The organism is Lysinibacillus sphaericus (assembly GCF_002982115.1).
GTDB classification, from domain to species: domain Bacteria; phylum Bacillota; class Bacilli; order Bacillales_A; family Planococcaceae; genus Lysinibacillus; species Lysinibacillus sphaericus.
In genome coordinates this window covers 791225-811026 of the sequence record NZ_CP019980.1, presented here as the reverse complement: position 1 = coordinate 811026, position 19802 = coordinate 791225, and the positions used below count along the sequence as shown (strand labels likewise).

Genomic DNA, 19802 nt, shown 5'->3' with positions numbered 1-19802 from the left:
TTATTTATTTGTAAAGTAATTCACATCATCCGGATTTACCCAAGTTGGGTCTGTCCAACCGGTTAAATCATAATCAGCCATACATTGCTCTGCAAAAGCGATAAACTCGTCTGTTTTCCCGCTTCCCTGTGCACCAAACAACGTTTGTAACCTTATGTCTTCATGGTTTCCAGCGTAATTCCGTTCATATAGCTCACTTCGACCACCGAATTCTGTACCAATCGCATCCCACAGTAGCTTGATTGTTTTAATTTTTTCAAGAGCCTCAATACCATTTGAACCACGATAAAGCTTATCCAATGTTGGACGGAATTCCTCATTTAAAAAGTCCCTTGCACTGGAAGGCTGTACAATTAAATTTCCTGCTACGATTTGCTGTATAATGCCTTTAATCTTCGGCCAGCCTTCCTGCAAAAATACACGATAGGCTAATCCACCATTTAAATTTGGAATGACAATACCATTCTCTTTTTTCTCTGGATTCAGCGCCATCGCATCACTTAATGACCAGAACATATGACGCCACGCCATAATCTCGCCTATATGCACTTGGACACCTCGGAATTGATCCGTACCTGCTGTCTTTAATGCCTTTAGCAAGACACCAATAATAAAATCTAATTTCACCGCTAAGCGCGTGACACCTTGGAACGTAAAACGATTAATGAAACCGCTTTCTACAAAGAATGAAGTCGTCTTCTGCATATCTTCATAAATTAAAATATTTTCCCATGGAATAAGCGCTTGTTCGAATACAAGTACGGCGTCATTTTCATCGAAGCGACTACTTAATGGGTAATCGAACGGACTTCCCATAATCGCTGACGTCATTTCATATGAAGCACGGCTTATAAGCTTCACTCCTGGAGCATCCATAGGTGCAATAAAAACCACCGCAAATTTTTTATCTTTGATAGGTAAACCATACGTACCAACGAAATTGTAGTTTGTGATTGCAGAGCCAGTAGCCACCATTTTCGAACCACTAACGATTAAGCCCTTATCCGTTTCACGCTCTACTTGAATAAATACATCGCCGACTTCATGCACGTCTTTATGGCGATCCACTGGTGGATTGACAATGGCATGATTGAAAAACCAATTGCGCTCTTGTGACTCTTTATACCAACGCTTTGCATTTTCTTGAAAAGGTGAATAGTATTCGGGATTTCCTCCGAGTGTTGCAAGGAAGGATGCTTTATAATCTGGTGTGCGTCCCATTTGTCCATAAGTGAGTTTTGCCCAAGCAACAATTGCGTCTCGCCCTTGAATTAAATCATCTGCGCTCCGTGCTGCTCGGAAGTACTTATGTGTATACCCCCCGCTCCCCGTATCCGTTTCACAAGTTAAAATATCTTTGTATTGCGGGTCATGCATGGCATCATATAAACGTGAAATCGATCGTGCTGAATTTCGAAAAGCTGGATGTGTCGTGACATCCTTCACACGTTCACCATGTAACCAAATTTCCCGACCATCCTTTAAACTTTCTAAATATTCCTGCCCTGTCAATGGCTTCGTACTTTGTTGAACAACCATTCCCTTCCCTCCTACAAATCTTTTTTCTTGTTTGACATGTCTATTTCAATTTAATACTTTTTGAATTTTTTGATAATTAACAAAAAGTATAGTCTTCTCTTTCTTTTCTTTAAAATTTGAAAGAAATTTTCGTATAAACTAGAAAAAGTCAGCAAAATCGCTGACTTTTCTCATTTTTCATTTTCTAAAGTTTTAATTGCATAATAAATTTTTAACGCTAAATGACAGCGAAAACGACCATCCCCTGTACGCATGTCTTCCTGCAAAAATGATTCAATTTTTTCCATACGATAACGAAAACCAGGGATTGATAGATTCAAAGCTTTTGCAGTTTGATTGACGTTACCGCTATGGTTTAAAAAGACTTCTAACGTATGGACAAGTGTTGCATGATTTTGCTCATCATATTCCAATAACTGACCAAGTACCTCTTTATAAAACTGTAAAAGCTCTCTTGGATTTGTCGTTTTTAAAAATAACATAATATGCTGGAAGTTTTCATAAATGGCCGCTTGTGTCTGTTGTGGGGCTGCGTAACGTAAAAATTGGCATATTAATTTCGCATCGTTATAGCTATTCCCGATTTCTTCTAACTTCTCTGCATTTTTTCCTACGCCAATTTGGAAAGTTGCTTGCTTAAAGCGCTCCATTACCCTTTTCGATAAACTACTAAGGAAATTCGACATATATTGAACATCTTTCTTGCAATCTTCAAGAATAAGCAGTACTTCCTGGTTTTTAATAAAGCACTCCACATTTAAATACTCAGTAGCTAAAAAGCTATGCACTATTTCGGGTTCTTCCTGTTCCATTGTTATAACGATAACACGATTATTTTTACTCGGATCAAAATAAAAAATATTTCGTGCTTTTTTAATAAGCTCCTCAGAGGGAGATTGTTGACTCATAACTTCATCTAAAAAATCCGATTTTTTCTTCCACTGCGATTGTGCGATTTGTATTTGTGTATATAAATAAATCGAAAAAACCGTTACAGCGCGTTCAATAATCATTTCCTGTTCACGTGTTAATGCTTTGTGACTTAAAATTACCAATGTACCCAATTGTTTTTTCATCGTCATAATATCATATTCATGGCGAAACTCTTTTTTCTTACGACTCGCTTCTATATATAGACGTTCATCGTCCTCATGCATAAAATAGTAACCAATTGGTTTCATTAAGTATCTTCGTTCCACAGTTACACTGCATTGTAACGCATCACTTAACAGGTATAACAGCTGGTTTAATGTATATCCTTCAAGCATTGCATGTGTCATTTGTTTATGAATAGTGTCTGAATGCACAATGGAATTATTGAGACTTTTTAACTCATTAAATGTATTATCTAATTCATCAGCTAACGAAGTATCTTGAAAGTAGCGTAATATTTCCAACTGTTCTTCAGTAGCGTGCTCCTTTGTCCGTACAACAAATTTACAATAATCATCACATTTCCCCCGGCATTTTTCCTCAAAAACGACAATCTCTTTTGGATACGTTTTGGCTAAAAAGCCTGCTACATAACCGATTAATGTCCAACAAACACTTTCATCACTAAAACCAAAATGGCGGACATGTTCCTCTGCCTCGTAAGAATGAAACCATTTCCCTTCCATTTCGAACTTATCATTAGTTATTTCCAATACATCAATTTGTACACTGACAACGCCCTCTAATGTATGAATGGCAGCACCAGCCCTAATTAACTCTTTTAATTCTTTCCAGTTGTACATTTTCTCGATAGAGCCACCAGCACTGTAGCCACACGCCCAGCCATATCGTAATAAAAAACCTTTTGCACGCTCCATATTCAAAGTTTGAATAATGTCACGTCTAAAAAAGCCAAGCGCTTCAGCTGACTTTAAAATCATTCGATTCCCATTGAATTTTATTATGCCTGAGCGTGGATTAATATCTATAGCATTTTCAAACACTAAACGATTTGCTTTCATGAATAGGCACCCCCATAAACATGCTGTTTTCTCCCATCATGTTTTTACTGTCTACACATCTTCCCTTACTACTACGATTTCCCAGACGAATAAGTAAGCGTTTTCTTGACATTAAACAAAGAAGAGCACAAAAGCGTTGCCAGATCGATAATTCGAAGATTTAAAGTGTTTAAGTTTACTAACAATCATAGTATATTTTTAGTTTTCAGACAATTTAAATTACTAGACAGCAATATGTTTGCATAAAAAAAGTACTGACCATTTAAGAATCAGTACTTAAAAAATAGTAAAGATATTAAAGCTCTTGTACAAGCTTTAATAGGGCTGTTAACGAATCTACCTCAAAGGTTGGTGTTACATTCCCAGTTAGTTCGTTGTTTTCACGGTTAATCCAGACATTGCGCATACCCACGCGAGAAGAGCCTAAAATATCCGTATTTAAGTTATCGCCAACCATAATAGCATCGCTAGCAGTAATGCCCGCCGTTTCCATCACATGCTCAAAAATAGAGGCATCTGGTTTTCCTTTACCAAAATCACCAGAAATAATGATATGGTCGAAGTACGGTGCGATTTCAGGTGTAATTTCAAGTTTTAAATTTTGTAAACTTGGTGCACCGTTCGTTAGTAATATCAGTTGATATTTGCCTTTTAGCTCATCTAAAACGGTAAAAGTATCTTCATATAAAAATGGTGAAACTTTGCGTTCGGCTACAAAGCGTTCTCCTAGTTCAGCACCTAACTTTGCATCGTCAATACCAAGTGCCGCTAAACCCTTTGTCCATGCTTCAGTACGATAACCTGGCACAAGTTTTTTCATTTTTTGAAAAGAATCAGTAGGGTCATCAAATGTTCCCCAAAGCCCTTCAAAAGGGTTAATACCGATTAATACTGTATAATCATATGTTTCGTAGCCTTCATAAAGTGCACGTGCTTCTTTGCGTACGGCTTCCTCTAATGCTGCTGAATCCACATTATGTATTGTCGCTGCATATTCACATGTTTTTTCAAAAGCTGTTTTAACAGATTTTTTGTCCCATAACAACGTATCATCCAAATCAAAAATAATTGTATTAATTGACATAGTGTCAGCTCCTAGCTTCTTTTCTACTTGAACAAAAAGCATTCATATCGCTTATTTTAGCATATTTTCAAAATAGTTAGCATAGCTTTTTGAGCAAGTTCTCGCTCCTACAAACATCATAATTGTTTGCGTGACTGGCACTCAATTTTTCACGTAATGCGCTACTAGTTGTTTTGTTTTCATGCGAATGAAACGATATGGTTCTTGCATTGCCTGCACAACAGTAGTGGATTCATCTACTAGTGATTCCACAACGGTAAAAAAATCAAGCAAAGCAGGCTTATCCTTTTCATCAATAGCACCAGACAATAGCACAACATGAGCATTTGTTGATTTTGCAGCTAGCGCTACCCCCAATGGCGCCTTTCCATGTAATGTTTGACAATCCGATTTGCCCTCACCAGTAATAACTATTTGAGCGCCTATCAAATGCCTTTTTAACTGTACTGCCTCTAACACAATATCTATGCCTGCTTGGAAAGTGCCATTTAAAAAGGCCATTAATGCGCCACCAACGCCTCCTGCCGCACCAGCTCCTTTATAATCGTGTAAACGAATGTGAAATTGTCTTTCCACAATATCTGCAAATCGTTTTAAACACTCATCGAATAAAGCAATTTCATGCTCTTTTACACCCTTTTGCGGACCAAAAATTGCTGTAGCTCCGCGCTCTCCAATCAAAGGATTATCCACATCACAGGCAATAGTAAATGTTGCCTCAGACAACCGTACATCGAGTTGACTACTATCAATGGATGCTAAATCTAGTAATCCCGACACGCCATTAGCAATGGATGAACCATCACCTTTCCTAAATTGCAGCCCAAGTGCCTGTAATAGACCGATACCAGCATCGTTTGTTGCACTGCCACCAATACCGATAATAAACTGACGAAAACCTTTATCCAGTGCAGCCTTAATTAACTGCCCTGTGCCATACGTTGATGCTAGCTCAGGATTTTTTTCGCTATCCTGCAACAGCATAATACCCGAAGCTTGTGCCATCTCAATAACACAGGTTTCTTCATCCCCAAGCACTCCATAGTTTGCTTTAATCATTCTGCCTAGCGGATCAAGTACACTTGCTGAAATATATCTCCCGCCCGTTGAAGCAATAAGTGATTCTAATGTACCCTCTCCTCCATCCGCTACTGGTAAAATAACTGTCTCAATTGCTTGATCTACATCCAAGACCCCTGCCTGCATTGCCTTTGCAACCTCAAATGCAGATAAAGTACCTTTATAAGAATCTGGACAAATAATGACTTTCATCTTATACCCCCACTCTGTTCATATTTACCTCGTTGTTAGCAGTCAGACAATCCTATAGAATACTAAATGTTAAGCGCTTACAAATTAGTATAATGACAATAAATTCAAAAGCTAGAGGAAGGTTGTGCGGCGATTCGTAGACATTAAAACAGCAAAAGTGTTAGATTCTCACAATCAATCTAACACTTTGCTCTTTATGCATGATATAAATCATTTAATAGCTCGATTTTTTTACCTATGGCTTCTTCAAACGTCATGATATAAGCCGCCGGATCTTTTGGATTATGGAACTGCGTAATCTTCCCTGTCTCAGGGTGAACAAATTTAGAAGATGCTCCACAGCCAATCCCTAAAATCGTCTGCACTTCCTCCATAATGACAATATTATAAATGCTTTCTTCGCCTGCTTTACTATAGCCTACATTTTCTAAATTACCTAAAATATTTTTTTGACGGTATAGATAATAGGGAACATAATCATTTTCCTTCGTCCACACTTGTGCCATCTGCATCATTTCTGCTACCGTATCGCGATCAGCTACTTTATATTTATCTTTATTACGCGTCATTTCTGAAGCACGTTTAAAGGATAGCGTGTGCACAGTTAACGACTCTGGTTGCATTTTTGCTGATTCCTCTAAAGAATGTCGGAACTCCTCTGTCCCTTCATTCGGCAAGCCAATAATTAAATCCATATTAATATTATTCATACCGGATTCACGTGCTAACCAAAACTTATCAACCGTTTCTTGTACCGTATGATGACGTCCAATTGCCTTTAGTGTTTCATCTGTATAAGACTGCGGATTAACACTAATTCGATCAATGCCCCATTTTTTTAAAACAGCTAATTTTTCTGGTGTAATCGTATCCGGACGACCGGCTTCAACTGTTACCTCACGAATCGTTTCAGGATGTGGGAAAGAGTCATACATCGTTTGATATAATGCATCCATTTCATGTGCTTCGATTGAAGTGGGTGTACCCCCGCCCCAATAAATAGAAGTTATTTTCATGTTATTTTCTGTCAGCCATTTACCCATTTCACGTAATTCGATGTGTAGTCCATCTAAAAACGTGGTCACACGCCCTTGCTTACGGTTACTACCAATTGCATAGGCTGGGAAGGTACAATAAGCGCATTTGGTTGGGCAGAACGGAATGCCAATATAAACGCTAATCTCTTTCCCGATATGGTCTAAGTCAGGAATTGTAACTAACTGTCGTTCAACAATGTTTTTCAACAATGCTACCTTTTCCTCTGACAATCGAAAATCACGAATTAACACTTCCGCAATCGCTGCGTCATCCATACCAGCTTTACGGAATTTGTGATAGAGTTTTGTAGGACGGACACCTGTTAAAATACCCCATTGTTGATGCATCCCCGTATGTTGCTCAAGCACATCTAAAAATACATGCGATAATGCACGTTTCATACGAATATTTTGCTCACGTCCAACAGCTTCTGTCGCATATTCAATATGGTAATCATTTGTATAGCGTTTATCATCAACCTCTAATACCGCGCTTGTATAGACAGTAAAATTAGCATCAACGCGGTAACTGAATGCAACTGACATCTCCGCTTCTTGTGCATTTGTACTCAACTTCGAATCCTCAAAAAATAAATTCGCAATATGATTTAAAACGCGAATCCAATCTTCAGGATACTTTTGATCTATTTGAATAATTTTCATCGTTTTCGCTCTCTTCTTTCAATATTCCAGTGTACTCTGTTCAATAAATGGATTGCCTCAATAGTTTAACAAATTTTATTCATGATAAGCAAAACTACCATAATGACAGAATATTCCGTCTAATGATAGACATATAAAATAATATTACTTATAATTTAAAAAAGGTGGTGTTGATAGTGGTTTTAGTTAAAGGCAAGTATTCTCCTGTTTCTAACTTCATTGAGCAATTAGAAGTAGCTTTCCATCATTTTGATTTACAACGCTGTGATGAAAAGACTTTGTATGTAACCATATTACTGAAATATCGTGGGCAAAAAGTTCTTTGTGATTTGATTTATCTTATCAATCAACAAGAAATGTACGGGGCTATCTCTATCAACGAGCATTATAAACACGCCCGAAACTTTATTCAACAACATTTTCGCCATACCCTTCTCTATTCTGATGAATTACGTTTAGCTCATAACTTTATGCATACATTTCCTTTCAAGCAAACTTTACAGCAATTCGCCAAAAAGTATCCGAAGTATATAACAAATAAACAGCTCGTATAGGACAAGTAAGCACAAAGACTCCTACCGCAAAACATCACGAAATCTAATATGTATGGTCAATAAAAAGACTGAAGACAATTTCAAATTTCTTTGACCTTATCTTCAGTCTTAGGAGCTATCATTAGTTTGACACCTCACGTTCGTGTATTATTCCTTTATCATTTCACTCAACCCTGTAATATCAATACCGTTTAATGCTTGTGTAGCCAATCTGTCCGCTTCAGTATTTTCTTTTCTGGAAATTAGTTGATAGTTTGCTTGTAGGCCAAGCTCGCTTAGTTTTGCATCGATCTTATCCGCCCAATCTGACAAATCCTTTTCCAAAGCTGGCCACTCGCCAGTTAGCTGATTAATAACTACTTGCGAATCACCTACAATCTGTATCGGTAGATGATGAGCATTTAATAATTCAAGCTCTACTAAACCTAAATATAGCGCGGCATATTCGGCCTCATTATTTGATTTCAGTTCAGCAGAAAATGCATTTTTTCTTAACCTAAAAGGCTTACCATTTTGCTCATAATAAATGGCACACCCAAGACCAGATTGTCTCGTTGCACGATCAAAGCCTCCATCAAAATAAACAGTAATATTATGAGGTTCTGTTTCAACTTCTTTTAAATAAGCCTTGAGCTCCTTGATAGACCAGTTCGTATTCTGTCGATCAATAAATTGTAGTGATTTGACACGTCCAGTCCGTTCCATATCTTCTGCCAACAATAAAGCTTGTGCTGCCGGCATTTCCTCTGACCTTAATACTGTTCCCGCACCCTTTGGTGTTTTATAAGCCCATTCAATTAAAACATGCATGACAATCCCTCCATAATATAAGCTACGGTTAACTAAAGTGAAAACGTGTCTCGAATAGCCGAGACACGTTTTCCTACTTACTTTGTTATATGTGCAAATAACCGTTTATTTATTCGTCGCAACATGTAACAGTCTATCGACAACTATTTTCAGCTACTATAGTTTTTGACTTACTTACATGCCTTCATACAACGACTGTATCGGTTTTACTAAAATGCGATTTACTTCTTCGATTACACCACTTAGCTTCATCTCTGCCTCAAGCATCGCTACAATTTTCTCATTTTGTTGCGCAAGCTGAGCAGTTTTTTGTGCATAAATCAGTTCATCTTCTTGTAAATCCTCACCAGCCATTTGTTTCTTCTGTAAATCCACCTGAATTTTACGGAAGTTTTGGAATAACTTTATCGCATCTTCATCTGCCTTCACTACAGCGACTGCTGCTTCCAATGCTTTAAATTCCTCTGTTTTACGGAAAGTAGCCTCCAAAGCATTAATTTCATTATAAATATTAACCATTCTTATTTCCCCTTTCTAAATCAAGTAAACAATTAAACCTTGCACAATACCAATTAAACCACCAAGAACTGCACCTAGCACTGTAATCATTTTAAATTCACGCTTGGAAATACCAAGTACAAGCTCTTCTAGTTTCGATACTGGGAACGAATCCACTTGTTCACGAACTACTTCTTGTAAATTTAAACGTTTTAGTACATCTTCTAATTTATCTTCCGCTCTAACAAATGCTTTATCAATTACTTGAGGTATTACCGTTTCCCTCATCCAAGAACTACCTGTTGGCCAATAATAAGAAATAGGATGCTGTAAGCGTTCTGCTACTGCTAATTGATCTTTTACATAGCTTTGTAAATTTGCCAATATCGGTTCAAAGTCAATATCCCCTAAATAATCCATAGCCGGTCGGTCTTTTAACTTTTCCCATTCTTGTGTAAAAATGTTTGTCAGCAGCGATGTTGTCCCTGGGGCTTGTAAAAACTTTATAAGCTCGCGTTGTACTTTGCCGACAAGTGAGGAGGAATCCCCTAAAAACATATTAATCATACCGCCAAATGACCCTTTTGACGATAAAAAGTCATCAATCATTGCTTTTATCGTCATCTCGCCTGCAGGTGATAAAAAATACTCCTCACCCTTCTCTAAAATATGTCCCACTGCTAATGGAATTTTAGCATCAATCGTATTTTGGATGTCCTCCGATAACAGTGTACGAATTGATCTCGTGGATAATGTATTCTTTACTGATTCAAATTGTCCCGCTACTATTCGTTCAACTTTTTGTTCAATAGTGGCAGGCATATCAGAGAAGCCAGCTAAATCTAGCCAGTCCTGAATGGTTTTATCGTTCGTGAAAAATGTCTCTTCAACTTTTACTTGTGCAAATTGTTCAACTTTATCTTGAATATCTTTAGAGAAAAATTTCTTTCTAAACGTCTCAGGTGTTAATAAATAATTTACAACTGTAAGACCTAATTGTTTCGCTAGTTCATCACGTCTTTTTGGAATAAGACCCGGTGTAAATGGTACGCGCCAATTTTTAATATAAATTGCTTCGTGCGGTCGAAAAAGCATTTTAATCGCTAGATGATTTGTTATACCACCGATTGCGGCGCCGATAATTGCCATAAATAATAATGTCACTAAAAAATTGTCCATTAGCATCCTCTCATTTCAATCGTATTCACATTTGGCGTAATTTGTCGCCTATTGCACTCATTATAGCAGAGCAATGAAATCCAACGAAAGAAATACCCTCCATTTTATTACGACAAAGCATAATTGTTCCTATCAAAACATCATCCGATATTGTTTAGTTGCAATATTACCACTATCCTTGAATAATATTAAATACATATCATTAGAAATGGGGTTTGTATATGATTCAGCATTTTAGCTTTAAACCTTTATTTGAAAATACACAGCTTCCTGGATGGGCCATTTCCTTTTTCTATCAACGTGAACGTTACGCGGCAGAATATTTAAAGGATGGCGTCATCCAATGGATTGGTCCTATTCCTCCACATGAAGAAGATGTTAAAAAAATGATTCATGAGTTAATGCTCTTCCATATTTATGACTAAAAAAACCAATATTTTTTTGCCTTTGCATAATTAAAAACGCCTAATTTTTACTATTAAAACCACTGCTATTATACGAAAAGTGTCTGTTTATATTGATATTCCTGTATTTTTCTTATACATTTAATAAATGAATTTAATTCTAAATGTTTTATATGCAGGAGGCTATTTCAATGAGTAAAGTCGCACTTTCTGATGACTTAAATAACTATAATTCAAAAGCGTTAATTCGTGCTAAAGTAAAGGAACTTTTTTCGGAATTTTCCGCAAAAATTTTCGAGTTAGTCGATGAGTCCAGTTCAATCGATAGTAAAAAATTCGAAGCACTATCTGGATATAGTAGTAATTTTTACAGTGAGTATTGTAGCCAGCTAAAAGCTATTTTCGAATCTCCTAGTGCACTAGGAAAACGTTCCATTAAACATCTATACTTATCTTACAATGGGAAACATTATGTCCTAACACAACAAGGACTAACCGAAAAGGCTCCTATCACCATCTCCACATACTTAGACGCGATCCCTTTAAAAGAATCTGTTCATGATGTGGAAAAGGCTTGTCTAAAGTTGCGCTTCCAACAGTAAAAAATGATTGCCCTATTTAGAAATACATATTACAAAAGTGTCCATTTATGTGCTTCTCGTTCGCGCAAAAAAGGTTGCCTCATATGAGACAACCTTTTTTTGTTGCATATTAAAATAATTCATTTAAAAAAATCCGCAAGTAAAGCTCTCTTGAGATTTTTGACGTGTCGTTTTATATGAGATGCAAATGCTTCTTTCTCTAAACAAACTATCCTTGCTCCATTTAAAGTTAGCATAATGCCTATTGATTTTCAATCATTTGTCATCTGAAAGTATCCGTTTTCTTTATTAGCAAATCCATCTTAAAATAGTATAAAAAAGTCGTTGTCAATATTTGTGTTTTAGTTACAAATAACTTATGATTAAAACATCCAACAATTTTTTAAATCATAGGAGGTGTACACTTTGTTTACTTCCCTCATTTGGGCGGGGACAAAGGAATTATTTGGACGGAGACATATTGGAAATAACCATTAGGTTGGCGGCATTCGCCCTACTAATTATAATGACAGGATTTTTCGTTGCAACTGAATTTGCAATCGTAAAAGTGAGAACTACCCGCATCGATCAATTACTCGCAGAAGGACATAAAAAAGCGAAAAATGCAAAACGTGTTGTATCGGATTTAGACGAATACTTATCTGCATGTCAATTAGGTATTACCATTACAGCACTTGGACTGGGTTGGCTAGGTGAGCCTACATTTGAAATCATTTTACATCCAGTGTTCGAGTTTCTAAATCTGAGCGGTAGCATAACATCTATCCTTTCATTTATACTTGCATTCTCAATCGTAACGTTTATGCATGTAGTTATTGGGGAATTGGCGCCAAAAACTTTAGCCATCCAAAAAGCAGAATTTGTAACATTACACTTTTCTGGTGCATTAATTTTATTCCACAACATTACTTATCCAATCATTAAATTATTGAATGGCTCTGCACGTGGTTTAACAGGTCTATTCGGTCTTAAAATGATGTCAGAATCAGAAGTTGCACATACTGAAGAAGAATTGCGCATGATTTTGTCAGATAGTTTAAAAGGTGGAGAAATTAATAACGCAGAATATGAATATGTTAACAGTATCTTCGAGTTCTCAGATCGTCTTGCAAAAGAAATCATGGTGCCACGTACTGAAATCGTCGGAATTGAGAAAGAACTTACGATTAAAGAAGTATTTGATTTAATGGGTGTGGAGCAATATACTCGTTATCCAATTATCGACGGGGATAAAGACCATATTATTGGATTAGTGAATATGAAGCACTTATTAACTGCTTATATTAAAGATCCTGCAAATGGCGATAAATTAGTAATTGACTATATGCAACCGATTATTCGCGTGATGGAAACTACGCAAATTAACGGATTGTTACTCAAGATTCAACGTGAACGTATTCATATGGCTATTTTAATGGATGAGTATGGTGGTACATCAGGTCTTGTAACCATTGAAGATATTATCGAGGAAATTGTCGGGGATATTCAAGATGAGTTTGATGAAGATGAAATTCCAGAAGTACAGGAAATTGCAGAAAATCATTTTATTTTAGATGCAAAAATGCTACTAGAAAATGTCAATGATATGCTAGGTACTGACATAGAAGATGATGATATCGATACGATTGGTGGTTGGTTCATGACAAAGCGTTTTGATGCAATCGAAGGTGATAGCATTGAAGAGCAAGGTTATGAATTTACAGCAAAAGAATTAGATGGTCACCACATATTATACTTAGAAGTTCTGAAATTACCTGAACTTGATTTAACAAATGAAATCGAAGAATCGAAAGACGATAAATAAAAATGCAAAACGACTCCCTTTCATATAAGGGGGTCGTTTTATAATGCCCGAAAGTTTTGCGAGGAGGAAACAAAATGGAGCTCTATACAAATTTACGTCAAGGGGAAAAAGGAGCTTGGCTATCAATTGCCACTTACTTAATACTGAGCTCAGTAAAACTAACAATTGGCTATATCGGAACATCAGAAGCTTTAAAAGCAGATGGATTAAACAATACAACAGATATCATCGCATCCATTGCCGTTTTAATCGGCTTACGCATTGCTCAAAGACCACCAGATTCAAATCACCAATATGGTCATTTACGAGCTGAAACTGTTGCGTCACTCGTTGCCTCATTTATTATGCTAATCGTCGGCTTACAAGTTTTAATTGCTTCTTTACAAGGACTATGGGAGCCATCTGGCACAACACCATCTTTGTTAACAGCATTTGTGGCAATCGGAAGTGCAGCCGTCATGTATGTTGTCTATCGTTATAATTTAGCACTGGCAAAAAAAATACGAAGTGCGGCTGTAAAAGCTGCTGCCTATGATAATCGCTCGGATGCGCTGGTCAGTATCGGCACAGCCATCGGGATATTCGGAGCAATTTTTGGCTTTCCGATTATTGATACATTAACAGCCCTTGTTGTAGCTTTTCTAATAATTAAAACTGCTGTAGAAATATTTTGGGAAGCGGTTCAAAGTCTTACTGATGCCTTTGATATTGATGAAGTCGAGACATTATCGGTATTAATTCGCAATGTTAGTGGCGTTATTGAGCTTTTAGATTTCAAAGGGCGTGCGCATGGGAATATGTACTTTATCGATGTAACAGTGACTGTCGATCCTTATTTAAACGTCTTTGAAAGTCATCGTATTACAGAGGAAATTGAACATACCATTATGCGCGAAAACCGCTTTTGTCAGGTGCTTGTGCATATTGAACCACATATCGAAGAACTACCTCCAACAAGCAAAAGCCAGTCACCTACCATTTGATGGTAGGTACTGGCTTTGTTGTATTATGTCACTCGCGTTTTAACTAGCAGTATTGTATTTACTTAATTGCAATATAAATATCCACCTGTGCCTCATGAGGCTGGGCACATCGTTCATCATACAATTCAAAGTCTCCACTATACGTTCGTTCTACTTCCGTAGTATTGGCAAACCAAGCCCAAATATCTTGCCAAGCCTGTATTACAATATCAGGCATTAGCCCTTTTTCTGAAGTGAACACTAAATATTTGGATGCGGGAATTGTTTTTATGACCATACCTGTTGGAACTTCAACGTCAGCCGATACCTCCACTCCAAGCGTGAGTGTATATTCTCCGTTCACATCTGTTTCGTAATCTGAATACAACCCATACATGCCGGCATTGTTTTGTGGACTTGGTAGTTGACCTGCAATATCTTGCTGGTAATAAGTGGTCCATAATTGTGGTATTTTCGCTTGTGCTGTGATTTCGTTCGCATTATTCGTTTTTGCTGAAATCCCAGCGATATGAAAGCTTTGTTTTTCTTTCATCACAGGTTGTTTTCCAGTATCTGTTCTCCATCTTTTTAAACGTGGTAAAAAGGAAGCTAACATTTGTCGTGCTTCTTCTTCTGCCATCCCTTCTTCCTTTAAATGAGGTACACATATGTCAATCATTTCATGGATCGTTACATTCGGCTGTTTAAACGCTCCTAATTCGTAACAATATGTGCAATAGTCCCGACAAACTTGCCCCTCTTTTTCTGTTCCAAATAATTTTTCATGCACTAATGGCATCCCACAGCTTTGGCAATAACTTTGCATAGTTTACGTCCACCCTTCGTTTAATTTGTTATTACTATAACAAAGCAAACTTGACATCTGTATGTCATCTATTGAATGGACAAAAATGATTTTACCTATTGTTTGCTGTATATATTTCGACGATTTCTTGTGCCCGTTTTTGCACGATATCGACTAAATAAGGTGGGTCAAGAAGCTTTATTCGATTACCAAAGCTCAGCAAAAAGCCATAGAGCCATTCATCTTCCGGCAATGCAACATGCACGATGGACCTTTCATAATCTATCTGTTCCACCCCAAATGTTTCTTCAATCAATGTTAAAATCTGTGCATCAAATGACAGTGTGAGTTCTACTAAATTTTCTGGTTGTTGCCATGCTTTATCCCACGGAAGGTCAGATAAATGTACTTCCTTTCGTTCAAAGCTGCGTTGCTCCTCTTTCATTTGTTTCATTCTTGATATTTTGAATAGACGAAAACCGTTTCTTAATGTGCAATAGCCGTAAATATACCACATCTTGCCTTTTTGGACTAAAGTGTGCGGCTCTATTATTCGATTGGTCATCGTACCATACGTAGTCGAATACAAGAAGCTTACACAACGCTCGCTCTCGATTGCATTTTTCAATAATGTGATTTGTTCTTTTAATAGTATATTTTGTCCCCATGGACTAAGGTCAATAAAAAAATGATCAATTGATTGTTTTACTTGCTCATCTGCTACGCCTGTTAACTTTTCTAAAACAGCTTTAGCATGGGCATCCTCATAGGAGGTTAAAGCACTTTTAAGAGCAATTGAAAGAGAGGTTAGCTCTTCTTTTGTTAATACTTGTTTATCCATTCGATAGCCTTCCATTAAACTTATTCCGCCATTAACCCCTTGTTGGCTTAAGATTGGAACCCCCGCACAGCTCAGGGTTTCGACATCCCGATAAATGGTTCGAACAGATACGTCAAATAACTCGGCTAATTCCTGTGCTTTTACTTTTTTACGATTAATTAAAATCATTGTCATCGTGAGTAAACGATCTACTTTCATTTCTTCAATCCCTCAACTTTGTACATTTTTTTAAATCACACACTACTTTTCCACAACAAAGTAATTTTCAATTACTTATATCCTATTATTTTTAAGTATTTTTTAAGTACCTTTTGAGTTTTCTTTAAGTCAAATGTACTATAATAACGGCTATTACATAATACAAGCATTAAAAAGGTTTTATAAAATAAGAAAAAAAACAAACTTTAACCCTTCAATCAAATTTCTAGTTTAACTATTATATTTTTATTTTTTCAAAATAGTTTAATTATAAACGCTTATACAATTATTTCAATTCTCTTAACAGTACATAAAAAACTTCTATCCTCTAATAAGGGGGAGACCTTTTCAAAAACAATGAACTAGAGTTTAATGGTTTTCAATTTAATTGTATAAAGGAGATTTTGATGTGATTCGAGCCGTTTTAATAGACAAAGAACCTCTAGCTTTACACTATTTTCAAAATAAGCTACAAAACTTTCAACAAATAGAGGTTACTAAAACCTTCACTAGTGTAAAGCTATTTTTAAATAGCCTTCCATCACTGGACTTTGAAGTCATATTTTTAGAAATAAAGCTTGATGAACTGAATGGGCTTGAAGTTGCTGATATTATCAAAAGCAATCGACCACATGTAATTGTTATCTTTATTACTTCGTATTCAGATTTTGCCATACAAGCATATGAAATTGGAGGACTTGATTATTTACTTAAACCGATTAGCCTAGCACGATTAGAAAAAACCGTATCACGAATTGAACATGAATTTTCTATGCAACAGTTGGTACATCAAACTTCTAATACTACGTTAAACGTCCAATGCTTTAATCAATTCGCTACCTATAGCAACAATAGTCTCGTTTCCTTCAAAACAGAAAAAACAAAGGAATTATTTGCTTATTTCATATTACATCCAAACATGCCCATTCATCGGGATGTTCTCATTGAAATTCTTTGGCCAAATTTAGATTATGTTCGCGCAAAATCGAATTTGCATACAGCCTTATCCTATTTAAGGAAAACGTTAAATAATATGGGATATTCCAATTGTATTATATTTTCAAATAAGTATTATGTTTTTGAAAAACCGAATATCATGTGTGATTTATATGACTTCCAAGATTATTTTAGTGATTTCAAGAAGTTAGATTGCCCCCCTCTGTCATTAATCAATCAATGCCTTGCCATTTATAAAGATGGGCTACTCATTTTTGATGATTATGAATGGGCTACTGCAGACAGAGATAAGCTAACTAAATCCTACATAGAGTTATTGGAAAAAGGCTTTCAAATTAGCATAATGAATGAAACAGAAGTGGCCATAGATTATCTGAATCGTTTATTAGAGTTCGACCCTTATAATGATTATAAAATCGAACAATACTTAAAACTGTTGATTGATGCAGGAATGCAAAAACAGGCTCACTCTGTTTTTTTAACCTACGAACAAAAATTAAATGAAGACTTGGCCCTTACGCCGAGTACTACATTGCAAGAAATGTCGAACAAATTATTTAGTCATAATCAATAAACTTATATGAACGACATGGTGAATCTTTGCAAAATGCACATAACAAAAAGTGTTAGATTGCCTTTAATCAATCTAACACTTTTTCGCTTTTGTCCCATTTCGGGTTATTCTACTGACCACTGCCCTCTGTCAATCCATGCTTTACTGCATATAGCGCAGCCTGCGTCCGATCTTGTACTTGTAGTTTCGTAAAAATATTTGAAATATGTGTTTTCACTGTTTTTTCCGTAACGAATAAAGATGATGCAATTTCTCGATTGCTTTTTCCCTTCGTAAGTTCAGCAAGTACATCTTGCTCACGCGGGGTTAGTGGATTTAACACATGTAGTGCATTTTCTGATTGTTGTCGATCCATTTCTAGCGTCGATGTTGCTTCAGGGTGCAAAGTATGTTCCCCTTGCATAATGCGACGAATTGATAATACTAATTCATCGGGTTCAATATCCTTTAGCTGATATCCTGCCGCTCCAGCTTCCATAGCTGGTACAACATGATCTCGGTCAGAAAAACTCGTCAACATTAAAATTTCAATTTGTGGAAACTTAGCTTTTATACGTTTTGTTGCTTGAATACCATCCATTTCTGGCATTACTAAATCCATTAATATAATATCCGGCTGTATACTTTCAGCAAGTGCGACCGCTTCCACACCATTTTTCGCTTCCCCTACCACTTCAATATCTTTCTGTGTCTTTAAAAAAAATAATAATCCTCGTCGGACTACATGATGGTCATCTGCAATTAGTACACGAATCATTGTCGTTCCCCCCTCAATACGGTAAACGAATTAGCAGTTCAGTTCCCTTGCCAATTTCGCTTACCCAGTCAGCAGTACCTCCTACCGATTTAGCCCGATCCTTTATCGATTGTAAGCCCATAGATAGAAGCTTAGTATCATGATCAATCACAAAGCCTCGTCCCTCATCACGAATAACTAATAATATATCCGTAGCTGTGACAGTAATATAAAGTGCCGCCTCAAGTACTCCAGCGTGGCGACGAACATTATTAAGTGCCTCTTGTGCCACACGAAATAATGTTTCTTCAATACGAGATGGAAATTGTAGTACGCCCGATACGGTAACATGAAGCTTTAAGCCAAGCATTTCTGCATACACTTTTATCGCTTCTAATAACCCATTTTCCAAGCCTTTTGGTCGTAGCTGCCATATTAGTGCACGCATTTCAGTTAAAGCATCTTGTGTTAAATGTTGAATTTCCTTAAACGTTTCCTTTACTTCGCTATCGTTACTCATTTCAATGCCAGCCCTCGCCGTTAATGTCACGGAAAATAATAGCTGGTTGACAGAATCATGTAAGTCACGTGCTAATCGGTTACGTTCTTTCACAAGTGCCATTTCCTGCTCTTGCTTTGTCAATAATATCCGTTTAATGGCCGAGCCCATCTGAAAGGCAACTGATTCAAGTAAAGCAAGTTCCTCCTCTGAAAAACGCACTGTATTTTTGGACGCTACATTCAAGACACCAAAACGTTCCTGCCCCGATTGAAGAGGTACTGTTGCATGATGTGTGATGCCATCGTGATCGCCAACATTCGCAGCAATTGCACTTTCGATACGTTGACATTCAATAATGTTCGAAGCCTTTTTTAACTCCTCATTGCGATAGCGGGAGACACACCAACAACCTCCCTTTTTTAAATAGTGACAATTTTTATATTCAAGTGCCTCTGGTAAATTTTCATGGACAACGAGCTCTGATCGTCCCTTTTCGTCAATAAAGAATATCCAGCCTGTTTCAAAATTTGTGCCATTTAAAAACTTTACTAGTGCGCCTTTTAATGTTGTGACGATTTCTGTTTCTTCGTTCAATAACTCAGCAATTTCCTTTAAAATACTAATATTGGAGTGCTCGTTCTCTCTCACAAAAACACCTCTTTTTATTGGCATTACTACTAGTAATGATAACATTTCCAAGTCGCAGGTGTCTGCCTGAGCCATTCATACTTTAGACTGAATTTCCAACAGATTTTGGAATGCTATGAGCGTATTGGCTGGTTATAATTGAAACATTTTACTTCTAAATTCAAAACACATATAATCT

18 protein-coding genes are annotated in these 19802 nt (G+C 36.8%); 6 read left to right on the top strand and 12 right to left on the bottom strand.

Going from position 1 to position 19802, the window contains the following annotated elements:
- The 5 genes from LS41612_RS03995 to LS41612_RS03975 form a co-directional block, all read right to left on the bottom strand.
- Positions 1 to 1539: a 4-hydroxyphenylacetate 3-hydroxylase N-terminal domain-containing protein gene (locus LS41612_RS03995; RefSeq protein WP_024362312.1), complete on the bottom strand. Its 1539-nt coding sequence runs from the start codon at positions 1537 to 1539 to the stop codon at positions 1 to 3.
- 170 nt (positions 1540 to 1709) lie between these two features.
- Positions 1710 to 3494 (bottom strand): XylR N-terminal domain-containing protein, encoded by a 1785-nt coding sequence (locus LS41612_RS03990; RefSeq protein WP_024362313.1) that lies wholly within the window; start codon positions 3492 to 3494, stop codon positions 1710 to 1712.
- Between the two features lie 295 nt (positions 3495 to 3789).
- Positions 3790 to 4578, bottom strand: a complete 789-nt coding sequence (locus LS41612_RS03985) for an HAD family hydrolase (RefSeq protein ID WP_024362314.1) — start codon at positions 4576 to 4578, stop codon at positions 3790 to 3792.
- Between the two features lie 141 nt (positions 4579 to 4719).
- Positions 4720 to 5850 carry a glycerate kinase gene (locus tag LS41612_RS03980; protein WP_024362315.1) on the bottom strand — a complete coding sequence of 377 codons (1131 nt, stop codon included), beginning with the start codon at positions 5848 to 5850 and terminating at the stop codon, positions 4720 to 4722.
- A 194-nt stretch (positions 5851 to 6044) separates the two neighbouring features.
- Positions 6045 to 7550, bottom strand: coding sequence for a coproporphyrinogen III oxidase (locus LS41612_RS03975; RefSeq protein WP_024362316.1), 1506 nt, complete (start codon positions 7548 to 7550; stop codon positions 6045 to 6047).
- Positions 7551 to 7726: 176 nt separating this feature from the next.
- Between LS41612_RS03975 and LS41612_RS03970 the strand changes: the two genes are divergently transcribed.
- Positions 7727 to 8104: a hypothetical protein gene (locus LS41612_RS03970; protein WP_024362317.1), complete on the top strand. Its 378-nt coding sequence runs from the start codon at positions 7727 to 7729 to the stop codon at positions 8102 to 8104.
- Positions 8105 to 8251: 147 nt separating this feature from the next.
- On the opposite strand, the gene LS41612_RS03965 is transcribed toward LS41612_RS03970, so the two are convergent.
- The 3 genes from LS41612_RS03965 to LS41612_RS03955 form a co-directional block, all read right to left on the bottom strand.
- Entirely contained in the window at positions 8252 to 8914 is a 663-nt protein-coding gene (locus LS41612_RS03965; protein WP_024362318.1) for a ribonuclease H family protein, read from the bottom strand.
- Between the two features lie 174 nt (positions 8915 to 9088).
- Positions 9089 to 9433 (bottom strand): YlbF family regulator, encoded by a 345-nt coding sequence (locus tag LS41612_RS03960; protein WP_024362319.1) that lies wholly within the window; start codon positions 9431 to 9433, stop codon positions 9089 to 9091.
- 15 nt (positions 9434 to 9448) lie between these two features.
- Positions 9449 to 10591 carry a DUF445 domain-containing protein gene (locus LS41612_RS03955; protein WP_024362320.1) on the bottom strand — a complete coding sequence of 381 codons (1143 nt, stop codon included), beginning with the start codon at positions 10589 to 10591 and terminating at the stop codon, positions 9449 to 9451.
- A 221-nt stretch (positions 10592 to 10812) separates the two neighbouring features.
- On the opposite strand from LS41612_RS03955, the gene LS41612_RS03950 reads away from it, so the two are divergent.
- From LS41612_RS03950 to LS41612_RS03935, 4 genes are all read left to right on the top strand, one after another.
- Positions 10813 to 11016 (top strand): YheE family protein, encoded by a 204-nt coding sequence (locus LS41612_RS03950; RefSeq protein ID WP_024362321.1) that lies wholly within the window; start codon positions 10813 to 10815, stop codon positions 11014 to 11016.
- A 170-nt stretch (positions 11017 to 11186) separates the two neighbouring features.
- Entirely contained in the window at positions 11187 to 11597 is a 411-nt protein-coding gene (locus LS41612_RS03945) for a hypothetical protein (RefSeq protein WP_024362322.1), read from the top strand.
- Between the two features lie 460 nt (positions 11598 to 12057).
- The gene (locus LS41612_RS03940) at positions 12058 to 13401 is read left to right on the top strand and encodes a hemolysin family protein (RefSeq protein ID WP_255313809.1); all 1344 of its coding nucleotides are present in this window, start codon (positions 12058 to 12060) and stop codon (positions 13399 to 13401) included.
- Positions 13402 to 13475: 74 nt separating this feature from the next.
- The gene (locus LS41612_RS03935) at positions 13476 to 14384 is read left to right on the top strand and encodes a cation diffusion facilitator family transporter (RefSeq protein ID WP_024362324.1); all 909 of its coding nucleotides are present in this window, start codon (positions 13476 to 13478) and stop codon (positions 14382 to 14384) included.
- 58 nt (positions 14385 to 14442) lie between these two features.
- Here LS41612_RS03935 and LS41612_RS03930 read toward each other — a convergent pair whose 3' ends face one another.
- Positions 14443 to 15189 carry an effector binding domain-containing protein gene (locus LS41612_RS03930; protein WP_024362325.1) on the bottom strand — a complete coding sequence of 249 codons (747 nt, stop codon included), beginning with the start codon at positions 15187 to 15189 and terminating at the stop codon, positions 14443 to 14445.
- A 91-nt stretch (positions 15190 to 15280) separates the two neighbouring features.
- Complete coding sequence (locus LS41612_RS03925; RefSeq protein WP_024362326.1) at positions 15281 to 16207, bottom strand: helix-turn-helix transcriptional regulator; 927 nt, start codon at positions 16205 to 16207, stop codon at positions 15281 to 15283.
- 409 nt (positions 16208 to 16616) lie between these two features.
- On the opposite strand from LS41612_RS03925, the gene LS41612_RS03920 reads away from it, so the two are divergent.
- Positions 16617 to 17738 carry a response regulator gene (locus LS41612_RS03920; protein WP_024362327.1) on the top strand — a complete coding sequence of 374 codons (1122 nt, stop codon included), beginning with the start codon at positions 16617 to 16619 and terminating at the stop codon, positions 17736 to 17738.
- Between the two features lie 109 nt (positions 17739 to 17847).
- Here LS41612_RS03920 and LS41612_RS03915 read toward each other — a convergent pair whose 3' ends face one another.
- The gene (locus tag LS41612_RS03915) at positions 17848 to 18495 is read right to left on the bottom strand and encodes a response regulator (RefSeq protein WP_024362328.1); all 648 of its coding nucleotides are present in this window, start codon (positions 18493 to 18495) and stop codon (positions 17848 to 17850) included.
- Between the two features lie 13 nt (positions 18496 to 18508).
- On the bottom strand, positions 18509 to 19624 hold the full coding sequence (locus tag LS41612_RS03910) for a GAF domain-containing sensor histidine kinase (protein ID WP_024362329.1): 1116 nt from the start codon (positions 19622 to 19624) through the stop codon (positions 18509 to 18511).
- Positions 19625 to 19802 lie beyond the last annotated feature (178 nt).

Bases quoted from the DNA above. Each gene is read 5' to 3' on its own strand.
- LS41612_RS03995 (WP_024362312.1), bottom strand. From the start codon at position 1,539: ATGGTTGTTCAACAAAGTACGAAGCCATTGACAGGGCAGGAATATTTA.
- LS41612_RS03990 (WP_024362313.1), bottom strand. From the start codon at position 3,494: ATGAAAGCAAATCGTTTAGTGTTTGAAAATGCTATAGATATTAATCCA.
- LS41612_RS03985 (WP_024362314.1), bottom strand. From the start codon at position 4,578: ATGTCAATTAATACAATTATTTTTGATTTGGATGATACGTTGTTATGG.
- LS41612_RS03980 (WP_024362315.1), bottom strand. From the start codon at position 5,850: ATGAAAGTCATTATTTGTCCAGATTCTTATAAAGGTACTTTATCTGCA.
- LS41612_RS03975 (WP_024362316.1), bottom strand. From the start codon at position 7,550: ATGAAAATTATTCAAATAGATCAAAAGTATCCTGAAGATTGGATTCGC.
- LS41612_RS03965 (WP_024362318.1), bottom strand. From the start codon at position 8,914: ATGCATGTTTTAATTGAATGGGCTTATAAAACACCAAAGGGTGCGGGA.
- LS41612_RS03960 (WP_024362319.1), bottom strand. From the start codon at position 9,433: ATGGTTAATATTTATAATGAAATTAATGCTTTGGAGGCTACTTTCCGT.
- LS41612_RS03955 (WP_024362320.1), bottom strand. From the start codon at position 10,591: ATGGACAATTTTTTAGTGACATTATTATTTATGGCAATTATCGGCGCC.
- LS41612_RS03950 (WP_024362321.1), top strand. From the start codon at position 10,813: ATGATTCAGCATTTTAGCTTTAAACCTTTATTTGAAAATACACAGCTT.
- LS41612_RS03945 (WP_024362322.1), top strand. From the start codon at position 11,187: ATGAGTAAAGTCGCACTTTCTGATGACTTAAATAACTATAATTCAAAA.
- LS41612_RS03935 (WP_024362324.1), top strand. From the start codon at position 13,476: ATGGAGCTCTATACAAATTTACGTCAAGGGGAAAAAGGAGCTTGGCTA.
- LS41612_RS03930 (WP_024362325.1), bottom strand. From the start codon at position 15,189: ATGCAAAGTTATTGCCAAAGCTGTGGGATGCCATTAGTGCATGAAAAA.
- LS41612_RS03925 (WP_024362326.1), bottom strand. From the start codon at position 16,207: ATGAAAGTAGATCGTTTACTCACGATGACAATGATTTTAATTAATCGT.
- LS41612_RS03915 (WP_024362328.1), bottom strand. From the start codon at position 18,495: ATGATTCGTGTACTAATTGCAGATGACCATCATGTAGTCCGACGAGGA.